We start from the raw sequence: 16549 nt of genomic DNA on the forward strand, positions 1-16549 counted from the left end.
AGCAAATGTGAGTGAGATCGCGGGATGCAAATGAAGATGGCCGGGGTCGATATGGATACTGGCGGCCTGCCCTGCTTCTCTTATGTCACAATAGCTGGTCTATCCCAGTCTATGACCTGCATGAACCGCATCACACGCTCTGATCTCTATTTGTTTCTGAAGCTGCTGTTGACCAGCCCTGTCACTGTGCCATGTGTACTGATCTGCCTCGTGCTGTTCGGCCTGTTATGGCTGCTGAGCCTGCTCCAGATAAAATTGATAAACGTTGTATTTATCATCTTGTTCATGGTGATTGGGTATCCGTTTATTATCGTATTGCAGCTAAGTACTGGCGCACTGTGTCACCTGTTACGCACACGTCCGCAAATTGACGATACCGGTTTTACTTTCCACCGCCGCTTTAAAAAAGTGACGGTCTTGTGGACTAGCATCAAGTTCATCCGCGAGGTCTGGACACCCCCAGGAGGATCGGCATTTCAATTCCACTTCCATGAGGGGCAGCATCTGCAAATATCCAGCACTGAAGACAGTCAGCCAGTCATCGAAGAGACAAATAAGCTGGGCATACCATTTGAACTGGACAAACGCTGTCAAGCTTTCCGTGATGACAGGCCTGCAGCAGATATTCCTGCACCAGATAAGCCAGACCCAGACTAAGCCTCGTTCGCCATACTGTGACAATCCCATATTTCTACGAAAACCAATACCGCGATAGCATGGATCAACTCCCGATTATCTTCTTCCCTGGTATCAATGGCGATGCACGCATATTTGCAGAACAGCTAAAAGCCTTCCCCACCTTAATGGTCGCGCAGTGGCTGCCACCAACCCGCTCAGAGAGCATGGCGGCGTATGCCAAGCGTATGGCAAGAGCAGCTGATCCAGGTGGCCTCTGCCTGATCGGTGGCACCTCTTTTGGCGGCATCATCGCACTTGAAGCGGCGCATCACCTGCAAGCGCAAGCCTGCCTGCTATTTGCGTCCAGCCGCGATGCCCATGGCCTGCCGACCAGCTTGCGCATGGCGAGGCAGTTGGGCAAACTGATCAGTGCTGACACCATCTGGAAATGGACAATGCAGTGGCAAGATGTCAGCATCGCCAGCCTGCCATCGGCCAGATACAAACGCCAACGCCTGTCGCCAGCGCAGCAGCATTTTCGTGACTGGGCCCTGTCTGCCTTGCTGGGCTGGAAGCCTGCTCCCGCAGCCTGCCCGGTCATGCAACTGCACGGCAGCAGGGACAATGTCTTTGCCGCCAGGCGCAGCAAGGCCGACAGCATCATCGCCGGTGCCGGGCATGTGATGACGCGTACGCATAGCGAAGAGGCCAATCAATTCATCGACGGCGCGATAAAAACTTATGTGAACACATAAAACAAGTTCGCAACCATCAGATAAAAGCAAAACAAGCAATGACACTACCCCGCCCCGCTGATTTTGAAGGCATACTCAGCCTCTCACGTACCGACAACGACGGCAGGCAGTCTGCCGTGCTAACCGGGTACAGAGCTGCCCACCAGTTGCATGACAATCACTGCAGCACCGGCATCCATGAATATCTGGATGGCGACCAGGTGCAGCCGGGTGAAAGTGGCCGGGTGGCTGTGTGTTTATCCATACCCGACATGTACCCGGCCTGTCTTTGGGAAGGCCGTGAACTCAATATTCTTGAAGGTAAAAAACAGGTAGGCACACTCAGGGTCACCAGCATATTCAATGCTACTCTGCGCACCAGCCCTGGCGAATACCTGATCAGGTGGCAGGCCCCGCGCCTCACAGAAATTGGTGCCTGCCTGCTTAATCTCTTCCAGGGTGACGACTATCAGATCAATCAACAAGCCTTGCAAGGCCTGCATGCACTGCATGCATCTCCCCTGGTCTTGCGCATGGACGCCACACTATTCAAAACCGTCATGAACATGCCGGGCTTTGACAAGGCAAATTGCGTCGCCCGCATGCTGACTGGTTATCGCCTGAATTACACGCGCAGCCTGGCTGCTTTCAAAGCTGCGTCGGGCGATGAAACTTTCCTCGGCCTGTTTAAAGGCGCTTCCAGAAAGAAAGCACAAGAAGAATACACACAAGTGGTGGCCGACCTGGGTAGCCTCATGTATGCCCTACCAGGCTATGGCCATCTGGCGCAGGAAGAAGTACTGGCCCTGCTCGATACTGGCGACAGTTTCTTGACCTCCTTTGCCGGAACCATCATGGATGCGTTTCCCACGCTAGACGACCGGCACATAGCACAGCTCCTCGACACGATGGAAGAATACGGCGTGCATGAATGGCCCTACCAACCCGGCATTGCGCTGGCTGCTGCATTGACGAAAAACCCCAAAGGCTTTGACATAGTGATGAGCAGGTTTGAGCATGGCAACGACAATCTGCAATCCGGCATACTAAGAAGTTTTGAATCACTGGAAATGGCACTGCCTTTGCAGGCACAAGACATGATTGTGCGCCGGGCACTATCGTATGGCGGCAATCGCGATGACGAGGCATACAGTAGCGCAGTCATTGCACTGGCACTATGCAAAGACCGGCAAGCAGAAGCAGTAGCGATACTGACCCCCTGTCTTGACAGTGAAGCCTGGTTTATCCGTGGTAATGCAGCCATGTCACTGGGCTTGCTGGGTATAGAAGATGAAGCACTGATCAATCGCCTCGGTGACTTGATCTTTGATACCGAAGGCAACGACTGGAGCGTGCAGTCAGCTACGCTGGGGGCTTTGACCGCACTTGGTGACAAGGCCCGCAGCCAGATAGACAAATTGCTGCGACTGGCACGTGACGATGAAGAGGTGGAAGATTTCAGTGGTTATCCTTGCCCCAATCAATTGCTGGCAGATTGTTTTGGTGCCATAGGTGACGACTCCGCCGCCGTTATTGAGTCCCTGCGCAAGACAGTCGCCAGACAAGGTTTTATCAGCGCCGGGCCAGCCGTCATCGCCCTGGGCAAACTAGGCAAGGCAGCCACACCTGCCATGGAGGCAATCAAGGCGTTTATTTTCAGCGAAGGCTATCATGTCGACGATGCAGAAAAAGCCCGTGCCGTCATCGATGCCTGCATCGCCATCAATGGTGCTGACAATGTCGATGTCAACAACTGCATCAGGCATTTGGCAAAGTCTGTGCATGCGGATGTGGCTGAGGTGGCACATCAGTATTTGAGCGGTGGAACTCAAAAGTAAAACCGTCATGCATCGACACGATGATAGCAAGATGTGAGACTGAAGCCGCTCCCGACATTAGCAAAGCCCCGGTCGTAGGGCGCATTATAATGCGCCCTATGTATGCGATGCACACGGCACAAATATTGGCCACGGCAGGCCGCATGCTCATGCGGCGCATTGCAATGCGCCCTACTTCACGGCGATGTCGTCATTCACGCGGTTGCGATTATCGGAGCTTTATCTGACCTAAATGTGGCTTACAGCAAGTTCAAACGTATGGTTTTGAATAAGATGGATTCCTGCCTGTGCAGGAATGACGATAGAGAAGATGTCCAAATAAGCGGGTGACGCGGTTTGCCCAGGCTGGTGTCAGCCATTAGCACAGCCAAGCATATTCACACCAGCTAATCCAGTTTCAGATAAAGGTATTTCTGACCATTGTCCGGGCTCGCTTCATAACCCTGTGCTTGCACAATACGTCCTGCCAGTTTGAACACTTTCTTGCGCATGTCACTATCCTGCGGTAATTCGATCACCAGATGTCCGGTATTTTCATATGGGCTATCGGTGCGGTCTATATCGCAGGCAAATACACTGCCACAGTGTGCATTTTTCAGAGTGGTCAGCATACGCCTGCTCTTTGCCCTGTTCATCAAACCCAGTGTCGCTTTGGGGTTATCAAACCATGCAAAGGCATCTTCCCCACTCGTCTCAGCAATCAGATTGCCGCACCATTGGTCATGCGCCAAACCTGCTGCCACATCGTGTAATTGAACTTTCGATTCAGTTTCGGTGTGGCTGTCACCTTCTTTTAACGCCCTGCGAAACGCCACATCAAAATCAACAGTATTCTGGTCGGCAGCAGGCATGTCGGGATAAGCAAGTCTGGCTAATTCATACTTCTTCTTTGATGCCATTTTCTTTTTTACCCTATAGCTTACGATAGGCTGTGAGCAGGTGAACTCAATATCTATCATGATATCCATGATGCCATACCAGTGACTCTCGCTCCACTGCTTGCCATGCCGGTCAAATTCTTTACTTATACATTTACCTGATGGCAGTTTCTCCAGATGCTGTATGCCTGTAAGAACATCATTCTCATAGCGCTCACTGATGTGAACGCCATTGACTTCACGGCGCTCATGCCTGACTTGCATTGCTCACTTCCCTCATAAAATTTTTCCGAATCCAGCCAAAAGCTTATTTTTCAGAGCCTTACTCTACATGTGGTTTATATCTGCACCAGCCGCTTTATCTCTGAAAAAATCTCATTGAAATCACCATAGATATCAACATCAGCATCAAACAATGTTTGATTTTTTGCGACGTACTCGATTGTAGGCATGAGTTCATTCATTATTGGAGAAATCGCATCAGATTCATCTCTCAATTTGCTCTCGACCAGTCGCAAAAAACAACTGGCAGCATCTGAAGCATCCCATCTACCCAACACTGCAGTTGATGTCAGGTACTGGCAGTAAGCGAAAATATAATAGCGAAACGAAATTACCGGCATGAACCTGAGTTCTTCTGTTCGTTCTATGACCGCCCTTTCAAAAAGAAGTCTTGCTTCTGCCAAGTTTTTTCCAAAAAACATTTTATGCGCATATTTTTGGTCAAGGTCATTTTTATATTCGCCCCAGTCTTCTTCAGTCGGGATTTGCAGGATTCGCTTCATTTTAAAACCGGTCTATGTTTTGTTTGATGCATAGGTCAATCCCGTTGGCAAGTATTGTGATCTCATGCATGTGCGAGATTAGTATAAGGTATTCGCAGGCATGCGCCCACAAGTAAACGCATTACAAATCGGTGTCTTCTGTAGGCAATGGCACTGCGCTCAGCACGCCTGGAAGCAGACTATTCAGGTATGATTTACCATTTCTCGCTGGATGAATGGCAATCAATAACGCCAGTTGACCTGTTCGGTCGCCCGGTCAAATGATCATTTACTGCATTACGCCTCAAGCTTTCACAAATATGAACTCAATAAAATCAATAAAATCAATAAAATCAATAAAATCAATAAAATCTTTCTTCGCTATATGCCTGTTCTCGCTGGCATCATCCAATGCATGCCTGGCAGCCAGTAGCAACATCCTGGACGAGCTCATATCTGAGGCTAGTTTACAAAGGCGCTACGAAAACTACGCAGGCGCCTTAAGAGTGAATGATCTGGCACTCAACATAGTAGAAGCGAACAAAAGTGCTTACTTTACCTATTTGGGGTCTATTTATGGATCCCGCTTTTATCTTCTCAAAGATCTGAAAAAATATGATGAGGCCTATATCATGGCGCTCAAGACCAAAGAAATTTATAGTACAGATCCTGCAAAAGATGGCGCGAATTATTCCATGTTACTGCGAGACTTTGCCGAAATGCTGATGGAGCAGGGTAAATATGCTGCAGCAGAAAAATTTGCGTTTGAAGCAGTAGAGAACCTTGAATCCAAAGGATCTAAAAGCGAATTTCTCATGCCTGGCCTTTACAGGATGTTAAGCCGTGTATATGTCAAATTGGGAAAATTAGAGCAAGCGATGCTTGTATTGCAAAAAGCCATCGCTTTTTCAAATCTGCAGAGTAAAGAAGGAGCGGCACAAAAATCTGCCTCTTTAGATGAGTTGAGCAAAGTGTACCGGACTTTAGGACGGAAAGACCTGGCAGAACTTGCCGATAAAGAGAACAATAAGATTGAACGTACGATAACGATGGTCTCTAATGTCAGGGTGGAGCGTCCCAAAAATTATTCGCCTGCGACTCTTGATCGAAATTCCTGTACGCAGCCAGAATACCCTGAAGAAGCCTTGCAACAACAGTTGCGTGGCACCGCAAAATTCCGTTTCCTGATTGATGAAAACGGAGGCATCGCAGCAAAATACATCTCCGTCAGCAGTGGTTCGGTGCTGTTGGATACAGCGACCTTGCAGGCGTTCTCCAGATGTAAATTCTCGCCGGAAATGCACGACGACAAAGCAATGCGCTCCTGGTTTTCTGGTCAGTTCGTCTGGAACTTGCCAAACTAAAGAGTCTTTGATGTAAAGCTTCAAGAGATCAAATAAACCTTCGGCATGGAGGTGCGTCATGCGCACCGCTATGGCGAGGTTCATGACTGAAGCCAATTCTGCTGCTTGCAAAGCTCCGATCGTAGGGCGCATTACAATGCTCCGTATGTATATGTATGCGACGTACACCGCAATAATATCTTGCTATGGCGTGCGACAAACCCATGCAGCGCATTGCAATGCGCCCTATTTTACGGCGACGTTGTAGTTCATGCGGATGCGATTAATAAAACCTTATCTGGCTTTAATGTGGCTTGTGCCAAGTTCAAACGCATGGATATAAATACGATGGATTCCTGCCTGCACAGGAACGACGATAAAAAAGGCATCCAAATAAGCAGGTGACGGGGTTTACCCAGGCTCAAGTTCGCCATTAACGCAAGCAAGATCCTATGGCTGTCTGTCAGCAGTGACTTAACAAACCCGGCTAAATATTACCCATCAATGGCAATTCCAGCCCCTTCCCATACACCCGTATCAACTCCTCGACAGGCTGCGGTCTGGACAGCACAAAACCCTGTATCAGCGTATCACCAAACTGCCGCAAAAAGGCAAGCTGGGTATCCGTCTCTACCCCTTCTGCAATCACATTCAAACGCAGGTTGCGCCCCAGTTCTATGATGGTGCGGACGATGGCGCGGTCTTCGCTTTGTTGCGGCAGACCCTTGATGAAGGAGCGGTCTATCTTCATCGAAGAAATGGGCAGGTTCTTCAAGTGGGCGAGTGAGGAATAGCCCATGCCAAAATCGTCGAGGCTAATACCAAAGCCCAGTCGTCGTAACGTGCTCATGATGGGGATGACATGGTCTGGCTGGTGCATGAGCATGCTTTCTGTCAGCTCCAGGCACAGATGATGGGGCTTGATGCCGGACTTGTCGACAATGGCACGCAATTCATCCGGCAAGCTGCTGGAGGTGAATTCAGATGCCGCCATGTTGACATGCACCTTCAAATTCTCAAAGCCTGACCGGTGCAGGCGTGCCAGGTCATGGCAGGCGCGGTGAACTACCCAGTTACCGATCTGGATGATGAGGCGGCTTTCTTCGGCAATGGGGATAAAGGTGTCCGGGCGCACAATGTCACCATTGGCGCGACGCCAGCGTATCAGGGCCTCTATGGCATGGATCTGGCCGTTGCCAGCGAATATGGGCTGGTATTCGAGATACAAGCCTTCATCCGTAATGGCCTGATGTAATTCGGTTTCCATCGTCAGGCGCTGGGCCAGGTCAGATTGTTGCACGGCCAGCGAATACGAAGTGCTGCTGGCAAAATAGCTGACTGCATTGCGGCCACTTTTTTTGATGCGGTACATGGCAGTGTCTGCACCACGCAATAGCTCAGGCCCGGTCAGGCCATTGTCGGGATAGATGCTGATGCCTATACTGGCCGAGACAGTAATTTCATGTCCATTGAACATGAAAGGCAGTTGCGCTGCATGCAGTACTTGCTTGACCAGGCTATCGAGCTGTTCATTGAAAGGTGTTGCAGAGCCATCAGGCTGGTAGAGGATGGCAAACTCATCACCACCCAGCCGACCTACCAGTTTGCCAGGGATAGACAGCGCCTGGATTCTTTGCGAAAAACCACGCAGGACGACATTGCCAGCCTCGTGGCCAAAGGCGTCATTAACGGGTTTGAAACGATCCAGGTCGATAAAGATGAGGCCAAATACAGTGCCATTGGCAGCACTGCGTTTGCAGGTGCTGTCGAGTATCTGATAAAAATGGCTGCGGTTGGCAAGCTCGGTCAGGCCATCGATTTGCGCCAGCAGGCGTATAGTTTCTTGCTGTTCCAGCCTTTGCGCTGTCTGTGCGATAAGCGCGCCGATAGTGGCGGAGAGGGTTGGCAGCTGTGCTTCAGTCTGACGCGTCAGACGGCTATAAAATTCCAGCACGCCAGGGCAATGGCGGAAACCTTCCTCGGTAATATAAGCGACCGGGAAGATATAACCAGAACGCAATTCACATTGCATGGCGCTATTCTTGCGCATGACATCATCGTCACCACTCATGCCTTCTACCCAGCGCGGCTCACCTTGCTGCCACACTTGCCCGACCAGGCCAGTGCCAGGGCGCACCTGCATGCTCTGGCTGTCTTGTGTAAACAAAGCCAGCGTCTCTTGCTGTCCATGCCAGAAATTCTGTAGCGTCAGCTTGCGCTCACCCAGGCCGTTTGCTTCTACCGTCCAGTAGGCACCCCAGTCCCAGCCGAGGTTTTCACACACCAGTTGTATTACCTTGGTGACAGCGACATCAATCGAATCTGCACCAACAAACAGCCGGGTAGTTTCAAAACTCAGACGCTCACGCATGGCAGCATGTTTCGCTGCCGTGATATCAGTCAGTATGCCTTCAAAGATGGGCGATGCCATGGTTTGCGGCACGGACTTCAAACGCAGCCAGCGCAAACCACTGCCTTCATTAAAGATGCGGAATTCATGCTCCATCTGCACTGGCCTGGCATGTGCATTGCGCAGCATGGCATTGGCCTGCAACATGTCATCCACCAGCACTTTGGCAAACCCGCTTTCCAGCCTCGCATGCCAGCCAGGAGCCACTCCCAGCATCGTAGCTGCCGCCACGGACAATACCATTTCATCACTATCAGGGTGATACCACCAGCGGCCAAATGCAGCCGTCTGTTCCAGCAGATCAATGCTGGCAGCTTGCGCGATCACAGCCTGCAAGGCCGGTGCCGCGCAGTGATGTAGTTGTTCTGGCAAGAGCATTGCCAGGGAGGCAGGTTCATGCATGGCGTGAAACACTTCCATAAATGCAAGGTGATCATTTACAGGCAGCAATTTTTGTTCCACGAAAACTTGCCGGAGATGTTGATATTTAGTGCGTCAAAGCTTGCCGGTCTGATCATGCTGAGCAAGCTCTTGGGGAAGTATGCACCAGTAAGGTGCTAGCGAGTGCCCACTTTTACGAAAAGAAGCACTATTTGTTATCACCAAACCCTATTTCAATCAGCTGTAGCTGAATGAAATTAAAAATACCAAGTGACTAATGCACATGTTGGACTTGTTATGGAATCACCAAGCGCTGCAATATCCCTGGCTTACCTGTTGAAGATAGGCTAACGAAACAGGTTTGGCGTATCGTAGTTCAATTAAATTGCCGCATAAAAATCCTAAAAAACAATTGCTTATATAATTTATGGCGAATGATTTGGCGAAACACCTAATGCTAGCAAATGACCATTACCCTTATCTGACATCGCTTGTAACTAAACTCATTACAAAACACGACAAAGAAAAAGCCAGAGCACGCGCCCTGGCTTTTTTCATACAAGCTTGCAGACAACTGGCAAACCAGGCTCCGGTCCACCCATCATTCACATTCAACACAAGCTACACAAACGACGCCTCTTCCACATTGCAGGCTGCCTAATTTGCATAGGCAGCACTGGCAAACGCCCTGCCCTGCGACTATGGACGCAAGTCGTTCGTGTGACCGGACAGCCGGGTCAGAGGCTCATCGGCCAGCACTTCAACACGGCCTGTGTTTGCAGTGATGCCCATGACGCGGCCAGCATCGCTTATAAAGCCACGATCAAACTGACCGTGTCACACTGCGTGTAGCGGTAGGTTCATCTACGCGCACGGCCTGCAGATGGACTCTGCACACTTGAATTATCAGGCAGCCTTATACTGCAATTGCTTTCTTCCAGACTTGCCAAATTCTGCCCCGGCTGGCTTGTTCAAACTTGCGCGTTGAATGTTGTCCGGCCTTGCGCGAGCAGATGCCAGGCCAGCTTCATTGAGTTTGAAGACGCTGAGCGCCTGCTGCAAGTTCTTGCTTTCTTCAGCCAGACTGTTGGCGGACGCGGCTGCCTCCTCCACCATGGCTGCATTTTGCTGGGTCAGTTCATCCATCTGGGTAATTGCCTGGTTCATTTGCTCGACGCCGTCGCTCTGCTCCCGGCTGGCATTGCTGATCTCATGAATAATGCTGGTTACATTCTGCACTGATGTCACCAGTTGTGACATGGTCCTGGCTGCTTCCTCGACGAGCTTGTTGCCGGTGCCTACCTTGCTCATGGAATCGCCTATCAGGGTCTTGATCTCTTTGGCGGCTGAAGCAGAACGCTGGGCCAGATTGCGCACTTCGCTGGCCACAACTGCAAAACCGCGTCCCTGTTCACCTGCCCGAGCGGCTTCCACAGCAGCATTCAAAGCCAGGATATTGGTCTGGAATGCAATGCCATCGATGAGGCTGATAATATTTTCTATACTCTTGGCCGAGTCACTGATCTCATGCATGGTAGTCCCTACCTTGTTGACCATGTCGCCACCTTGCTGCGCGACCCTGGAAGCTGCTTCTGCCAACTGGCTCGCCTGCGCTGAGCTGTCTGAATTTTGCTTGATGGTAGATGCAAACTCTTCCATGCTGGCAGCAGTCTCTTCCAGACTGGAGGCCTGTGACTCGGTGCGGTTGGACAATTCAAGATTGCCATCAGCGATTTCCCTGCTGCCGTGGGTGATGGAATTGACATTGGTACGCACATCACCAATGATGGAAACAAGATTGATATTCATCTGCCGCATGGCTTGCATCAACTGCCCCATTTCGCTGTCATCACCTTTGGGGACCGGCGTCGTCAGGTCACCACCAGCCATGGTCCTGGCTGCCAGAATGGCTTGTTGCAACGGCTGGATGTAGGCACGGTGAATAGAAAGGGTATTCCACGCAATCAAGACGCTTGCCAGGCACAAGGCTGCCAGGTCAAACATCTGCACACCAGTACGCATGAATTGCGCCACACTGCCAGCCACGATGACGGCAAAGATAGCCAGCATGCCCAGCCACAGCTTGGTGCTGCCAGACATTTCCAGCGCACGTTGAATACGTCCAGACAGGCCAGTGCTGATCAATTGTCCATGGCGTAATTTCATACTACCCGACTTGTCATCACGCATGCGCTGGTAGAGTTTTTCAGCATCTGCAATCTCTGCCCGGCTTGGCTTGGTCCTGACTGACATATAACCCACCACCTGGTTTTTCTCGATAACAGGCGTGACATTGGCGCGCACCCAATAATGGTCGCCATTTTTGCATCGGTTCTTGACCATGCCGTCCCACTGCCGCCCTTCTCTGACAGAGCCCCACAGGTCTGCAAAGGCCTGCACAGGCATATCTGGATGGCGCACAAGATTATGCGGCGAACCGATCAGCTCATGCTCCTCAAAACCGCTGATTTCTATGAAGGTAGGATTGCAATACAGGATATTGCCCTGGAGATCAGTTTTAGAAACGATGGATTGGCCATCCTTGACTTCAACTTCCTTGCCGCTGACGGGTTGATTGTTGCGCATGAGAGTAAACCTCTTCAAAAAATTTCAACGACATGGAAATATCAAGGCAGGAAATATTCCGACCTCAAACTGATACAAATTCAAATGCGATTTACATCAGGAACTATCAGCAACAATGTCTAATTCTTTGTCCAGTAACAACGTATCGAGATTAATCAGGATTAACATGCGCTCATCTTGCAAGCCAAGACCAGTGACATAGTCAGCACTGATATCGGTGTTGAAATTGGGCGCTGGTTTGATTTGTTCAGGGGTGAGTGTAGTCACGTCAGAGACGCCATCAACCACGATACCCACCATGCGGTTTGATGCATGCAAAATGATGACGACGGTTGTATCGTCATAACTTGCTGTACCCAGCTTGAGGCGGATACGCATGTCAAAAATAGGAATGATGACGCCACGCAAATTGACAACGCCTTTGAGATAGTCAGGTGCGCCGGCAATAGTGCTGACGGGCTCGTAACCACGTAGTTCCTGTACTTTTTGGATATCTACACCATACTCTTCACCGCCAAGGCGAAAGGCGAGAAACTCGCAAGGTATATCGGAAGTATTGTGTGCCTGAGTGACAATAGGTGTTGACATGTTGTGCTCCACATCCGCTGCTATCACCGTTCACGAAAGATCGTGCCCGATTAAAAATCCACACACCGCTCTGGTACTGTGGACGCATTTTTGTAGCTTTACAAAATCGGCGGATTTGGGCCGGAAACCTGATGCAATTCAGCAAAACATCATTCGCTAAATACGTCTCTGAATATAGCGTTGAATATAGCGTTCATTACTATGCCATAAACATACTGCATCGCATAACCAGATTCTTGCTCAGGCAAACAGATGGGGAAAAGGTCTGTATGCACTCGTCAATAAACTTCATTTAAACACATTATGGAGGATTTAATTATCCACATATTGATTTATAGCAATATCCAAGATTATGTTGTGACGGTGCACAAGACAATACGACATCGTAAATCGATTTGCACTATTTACTCTAATTAAATCGATTTATTATCAGTATATAAAAGCAAATTAGATTTACAAGATATTTTAACAATAATTATCAAAATAGCCATGAAAAAGCCAGGGCCTTAACCCTGGCTTTTTTCTATTCGATGACAGACAAAGCGGACTGCAGCCCACCCATCACCTGCTACTACGATAAGACCTTACACAAACGACGCCTCATTCACGTCACAAGCTGCATGACGCGCATAGACAGCACTGGCAAACGCCCTGCCTTGCGACAAAGAACGCAAGTCATTCGTATGGCCGAACAACCTGGTCAAAGGCACATCAGCCACCACTTCAACACGGCCTGTGTTCTCGGTGATGCCCAACACGCGGCCACTGCGTTTTTGCAAGTCACCGATGACATCGCCAGTGTTGATGGCGGGGGCATCGACGGTCACTTTCATGACGGGTTCGAGCAAGACTGGTTTAGCCTTGCGCAAGCCTGCCAGCACGGCTTCCTTGGCGGCGATGATAAAGGCCATTTCATTACTATCGACGGCATGAAAATCACCATCGAGCAAAGTGACTTTGACGCCTGTCACTTTTTGCCCCAGCGGACCTTGTTGCATGGCCTGCTGCACGCCTTTTTCAACAGCCGGGAAAAATGCCGTTGGTATCACGCCACCCTTGACGACATTGGCAAAGGCAAACTCACCTTCATCCAGCAGCTCAAGCCGCACGACCACGCGGGCATACATGCCTTTGCCGCCGTTTTGTTTGTCCAGCTTGCCTTCTGCTTCGACCATAGGCAGACCCATGGTTTCCTTGTAGGCCACATGCGGCGCGCCGACACGTATATCCACCGCAGCTTCACGGCGGGCACGTTCGAGCACCACGTCCAGATGCAATTCACCCATGCCCCACAAAATGGTCTCGCCAGTCTCGACATTGTTTTCCAGGCGCAAAGACGGATCTTCACGACGGAACTTGTCGAGTGCAGCCAGCATCTTTGCACGGTCAGTGCCACTGCCTGGCTCAACTGCCAGCGCCACCACGGGCTCACCTGCATGGATGGTTTCCAGCGTCCACGCTTGCGCCTTGCTGGACAAAGTTTGCCCCGTCAGCGCGTCTTTCAGGTTGGCGATGGCGATAATACTGCCGGCGCCAGACTGCGTGGTACTGGTACGTTCATCCGCATGCACGACATACAGACGGCCTATGCGCACAGAACTATCCAGACTGGCATTCCAGATGGTTTCACCTTCATGCAGACTGCCACCATAAATACGCACAAACGCCAGCGAGCCATGTTCATCATGCGTGACCTTGAACACCAGCGCCGCCAGAGGATCAGCATCGCCAGTTGCCACGGTCACGCTGTCACCGTTCAATGTAGCAACGGGCGCAGCGCGGTCGTCAGGCGCAGGCAGCCAGTCGATAACGGCATCAAGCAGCGGTTCTATGCCTGCGTTTTTATACGCAGAACCGGCCAGCATGGGCACGGCTTTTCTGGCCAGCGTCAGGGTACGCAAACCTTGCAGGATATCTACATGGGTCAGCGTGTCGTTCGCCAGATAAGCATCCGTCAATACATCACTCGCTTCTGCTGCGACCGAGGCAGCATAGGCATACGCCGCCTGGGCTTGCGCCTGCAGTTCTGCGGGCAAAGCCAGCACCGTCATATTGCCCTTGGCATCCCACTGCAGCAGACGCTGTTGCAAGACATCGATGACGCCACCAAACTCATCCGCTGCACCGACAGGTATCGCCAGCGGCACAGGACGCGCGCCCAGGTGCTTGCGCACTTGTTCTGTGACGCGGGCAAAGTCAGCACCAGTCTGGTCCATCTTGTTGACGAAGATGATCATGGGCACACCATGCTTCTCGGCCTGGTGCCAGACAGATTCGGTCTGCGGCTGCACGCCAGCCACGCCGGACAAGACAGTGATGGCACCATCCAGCACGCGCAGAGAGCGTTCAACTTCTATCGCAAAATCGATATGGCCAGGTGTATCAATCAGCGTGAATTCATGACCATTCCAGACGCAGCGCGTCGCCGCTGCACCAATGGTGATACCACGTTCTTTTTCCAGGTCCATATGGTCCATGGCAGCATTGCCTTCATGGACTTCACCAGTGCGGTGGATTTCGCCGGTTTTAAACAGGATGCGTTCAGACAGCGTGGTCTTGCCAGCGTCTATGTGCGCGATGATGCCAAAGTTGCGCCAGTTGTTACGCACATTATTGAGCGCAGAGTGAGCAGATGCCTTGTTGGAAGCGGCACGGGGGACAGTGTTCGTCATGATGGTCTTTCCTGAACTCATTTCATCAATAGGGATGAGATGCGTTTGTCTCATAACGTGGGCTGGCAAGGCGGACGAGGCAGTCAATAGCGGTGCTATTGATAACGAGTCCAACGCAGTCCAGCACGCGTTATGAGGCAAACCCTCCGGGAACTGACGATTTGGGCGCATTGCAGCGTTGTGCCGCTTGCAAAGGCAGACGCCTTAGCTACGCGTCACGCCTTGCACTGCATCCCAAATCGTCTTGTTCGCACTCATCCCTATTGATGAAATGAGTTCTGATAGCGAGCGGTCGTGGGGTTGTCTTGGTGACAGCGCCGCGGGGCCATGCGACCACCCTAATTTCAGTGGACCCGCGCGCGTTCTACATCTGCTGACTTCATGTTATATGGCTCCTCAATGAGAGAGTGTTTGGTTCAAAGTACACTACAAAGTGCTGACTAAAATGGTGCTGAGGTTTTGGATATCAAGGGCAAAACCTAAGCGCCGAAAAACAAAGTGGTAGAAAACAAAAAAGGCCCTTGTGGGCCTTTTTTTTTCTGATTCAAACTGATCAGAGTTTCAACGGGCACACATCAGCGGCCCCGGGATGTCGTCTGACATGCCGGGAGGGCGGAGGTAAAAAAGAGTGTGCTCAGTGTTTTCATTTTTATAGAATAATCCTGTTTTTGTGGCTTGTCAAATGGGGTAGCAAAAATTGCCGGCACTGTGTAAAACTCGCAATGCTCATGATTTCCGCACATTAATCTACTATTGATTGCATATTTATTAGATGAAATGCATAATTAAGCCATCAAATACATTAAGCAGAAAGTATTTTATGAGCAACAATACCATAGACACTGCCATGGCCAAGCGCATGGTCGATGCCTCTGCCATACAGGGTGCGTCCATCATAGGGCAGCCAGGTGGCTGGGGCGTCATGTTGAAATTCGGCGCCACAGAAAAACCGCTGGGCGCACAAAGAACTGATCAGCCTCGCGTGTGGCGTTCACTTGACCGCTGCATGGATTATCTGAAAACCGAACTGCATATCACCCGCGTCGATTTGCTCGACGCCAGCAAACACAGCGATGTATCAGATAAATCCAGCGTTCGGAAAGACACCTCAGAGCGCATGCGCCAGGCACACGCAGCCGCCGCTTACGACAAGTGGTTTCGCGAGCAGGTGCAAGCTTCGCTGGATGACCCCGCCCCCGGCATTGCAAACGAAGATGTCAAACAAAAATTTGCAGCTAGGCGCGCCGCATTGAAGCAACGTATCGTGGGTAATAAAGCTTGAAACTAATCTGGAAGCCTCTCGCGCTGGCAGATCGCGAACGTATCATGGACTACATCGCAGAAGACAAACCACAAGCTGCGATTGATCTTGATGAATCGTTCGAACACACGGCAGATCAGCTTTTGCTCAACCCACGCATGTACAAACCTGGCCGTGTCAAGAAAACGCGTGAAGCAGTCGTTCATCCCAACTACATTATGGTGTATGCAATTGAGGGCGACACCATCAGCATACTTAGAGTTTTGCATAGCGCGCAGGCGTGGCCTTGAATTGCAAATTCAAGAACACTTAAAAATCCATCAATGAATTCGCATTACACTTAAATCTTTGAGCTTGCCCCTAACTAACGTATCCCTTAGCCGGGCACATTATGCTGCCTGCCGGGACTGACTGGCTAGCCAATTTCTTTCAAACTGCATTGGACTGACGTAATTCAAGGTTGAATGTAATCGGTC

General features: G+C 50.6%; 12 protein-coding genes. 6 read left to right on the forward strand and 6 right to left on the reverse strand.

Features of this window, described 5'->3' with window-relative positions; all coding sequences use genetic code 11:
- Nucleotides 1-24 precede the first annotated feature (24 nt).
- The 3 genes from ACO0LN_RS27550 to ACO0LN_RS27560 are packed head-to-tail and all read left to right on the forward strand — an operon-like array spanning nucleotide 25 to nucleotide 3190.
- Entirely contained in the window at nucleotides 25-657 is a 633-nt protein-coding gene (locus ACO0LN_RS27550) for a hypothetical protein (protein ID WP_422979481.1), read from the forward strand.
- A 59-nt stretch (nucleotides 658-716) separates the two neighbouring features.
- Complete coding sequence (locus tag ACO0LN_RS27555) at nucleotides 717-1373, forward strand: alpha/beta fold hydrolase (protein WP_422979483.1); 657 nt, start codon at nucleotides 717-719, stop codon at nucleotides 1371-1373.
- Between the two features lie 38 nt (nucleotides 1374-1411).
- Nucleotides 1412-3190 carry a HEAT repeat domain-containing protein gene (locus ACO0LN_RS27560; protein WP_422979485.1) on the forward strand — a complete coding sequence of 593 codons (1779 nt, stop codon included), beginning with the start codon at nucleotides 1412-1414 and terminating at the stop codon, nucleotides 3188-3190.
- 386 nt (nucleotides 3191-3576) lie between these two features.
- On the opposite strand, the gene ACO0LN_RS27565 is transcribed toward ACO0LN_RS27560, so the two are convergent.
- Together ACO0LN_RS27565 and ACO0LN_RS27570 are read right to left on the reverse strand one after the other, a co-directional pair.
- Nucleotides 3577-4332: a hypothetical protein gene (locus ACO0LN_RS27565; protein WP_422979487.1), complete on the reverse strand. Its 756-nt coding sequence runs from the start codon at nucleotides 4330-4332 to the stop codon at nucleotides 3577-3579.
- Nucleotides 4333-4406: 74 nt separating this feature from the next.
- Complete coding sequence (locus tag ACO0LN_RS27570; protein WP_422979489.1) at nucleotides 4407-4853, reverse strand: hypothetical protein; 447 nt, start codon at nucleotides 4851-4853, stop codon at nucleotides 4407-4409.
- Between the two features lie 299 nt (nucleotides 4854-5152).
- On the opposite strand from ACO0LN_RS27570, the gene ACO0LN_RS27575 reads away from it, so the two are divergent.
- Nucleotides 5153-6196: a TonB family protein gene (locus tag ACO0LN_RS27575; protein WP_422979491.1), complete on the forward strand. Its 1044-nt coding sequence runs from the start codon at nucleotides 5153-5155 to the stop codon at nucleotides 6194-6196.
- Nucleotides 6197-6662: 466 nt separating this feature from the next.
- Here the strand turns inward: ACO0LN_RS27575 and ACO0LN_RS27580 are convergent, their stop codons facing one another.
- The 4 genes from ACO0LN_RS27580 to fusA all read right to left on the reverse strand — a co-directional run bounded on the left by ACO0LN_RS27580 (nucleotide 6663) and on the right by fusA (nucleotide 14812).
- Nucleotides 6663-9005 (reverse strand): putative bifunctional diguanylate cyclase/phosphodiesterase, encoded by a 2343-nt coding sequence (locus tag ACO0LN_RS27580; RefSeq protein WP_422979493.1) that lies wholly within the window; start codon nucleotides 9003-9005, stop codon nucleotides 6663-6665.
- An 867-nt stretch (nucleotides 9006-9872) separates the two neighbouring features.
- Nucleotides 9873-11552: a methyl-accepting chemotaxis protein gene (locus tag ACO0LN_RS27585; RefSeq protein WP_422979495.1), complete on the reverse strand. Its 1680-nt coding sequence runs from the start codon at nucleotides 11550-11552 to the stop codon at nucleotides 9873-9875.
- Nucleotides 11553-11648: 96 nt separating this feature from the next.
- Nucleotides 11649-12140: a chemotaxis protein CheW gene (locus ACO0LN_RS27590; protein ID WP_422979497.1), complete on the reverse strand. Its 492-nt coding sequence runs from the start codon at nucleotides 12138-12140 to the stop codon at nucleotides 11649-11651.
- 584 nt (nucleotides 12141-12724) lie between these two features.
- The gene (fusA, locus tag ACO0LN_RS27595) at nucleotides 12725-14812 is read right to left on the reverse strand and encodes an elongation factor G (protein ID WP_422979499.1); all 2088 of its coding nucleotides are present in this window, start codon (nucleotides 14810-14812) and stop codon (nucleotides 12725-12727) included.
- An 820-nt stretch (nucleotides 14813-15632) separates the two neighbouring features.
- On the opposite strand from fusA, the gene ACO0LN_RS27600 reads away from it, so the two are divergent.
- Together ACO0LN_RS27600 and ACO0LN_RS27605 are read left to right on the forward strand one after the other, a co-directional pair.
- Entirely contained in the window at nucleotides 15633-16094 is a 462-nt protein-coding gene (locus ACO0LN_RS27600) for a hypothetical protein (RefSeq protein ID WP_422979501.1), read from the forward strand.
- Nucleotides 16091-16363, forward strand: coding sequence for a type II toxin-antitoxin system RelE/ParE family toxin (locus tag ACO0LN_RS27605; protein WP_422979503.1), 273 nt, complete (start codon nucleotides 16091-16093; stop codon nucleotides 16361-16363). The genes ACO0LN_RS27600 and ACO0LN_RS27605 overlap by 4 nt, the downstream gene beginning before the upstream one ends.
- Nucleotides 16364-16549 lie beyond the last annotated feature (186 nt).

The organism is Undibacterium sp. TC9W (assembly GCF_049339865.1).
Lineage (GTDB): Bacteria > Pseudomonadota > Gammaproteobacteria > Burkholderiales > Burkholderiaceae_D > Undibacterium.

Coding starts and splice junctions, on each gene's coding strand:
- ACO0LN_RS27550 (WP_422979481.1), top strand. CDS start 25: ATGCAAATGAAGATGGCCGGGGTCGATATGGATACTGGCGGCCTGCCC.
- ACO0LN_RS27560 (WP_422979485.1), top strand. CDS start 1,412: ATGACACTACCCCGCCCCGCTGATTTTGAAGGCATACTCAGCCTCTCA.
- ACO0LN_RS27570 (WP_422979489.1), bottom strand. CDS start 4,853: ATGAAGCGAATCCTGCAAATCCCGACTGAAGAAGACTGGGGCGAATAT.
- fusA (WP_422979499.1), bottom strand. CDS start 14,812: ATGACGAACACTGTCCCCCGTGCCGCTTCCAACAAGGCATCTGCTCAC.
- ACO0LN_RS27600 (WP_422979501.1), top strand. CDS start 15,633: ATGAGCAACAATACCATAGACACTGCCATGGCCAAGCGCATGGTCGAT.
- ACO0LN_RS27585 (WP_422979495.1), bottom strand. CDS start 11,552: ATGCGCAACAATCAACCCGTCAGCGGCAAGGAAGTTGAAGTCAAGGAT.
- ACO0LN_RS27575 (WP_422979491.1), top strand. CDS start 5,153: ATGAACTCAATAAAATCAATAAAATCAATAAAATCAATAAAATCAATA.
- ACO0LN_RS27590 (WP_422979497.1), bottom strand. CDS start 12,140: ATGTCAACACCTATTGTCACTCAGGCACACAATACTTCCGATATACCT.
- ACO0LN_RS27565 (WP_422979487.1), bottom strand. CDS start 4,332: ATGCAAGTCAGGCATGAGCGCCGTGAAGTCAATGGCGTTCACATCAGT.
- ACO0LN_RS27580 (WP_422979493.1), bottom strand. CDS start 9,005: ATGGAAGTGTTTCACGCCATGCATGAACCTGCCTCCCTGGCAATGCTC.
- ACO0LN_RS27555 (WP_422979483.1), top strand. CDS start 717: ATGGATCAACTCCCGATTATCTTCTTCCCTGGTATCAATGGCGATGCA.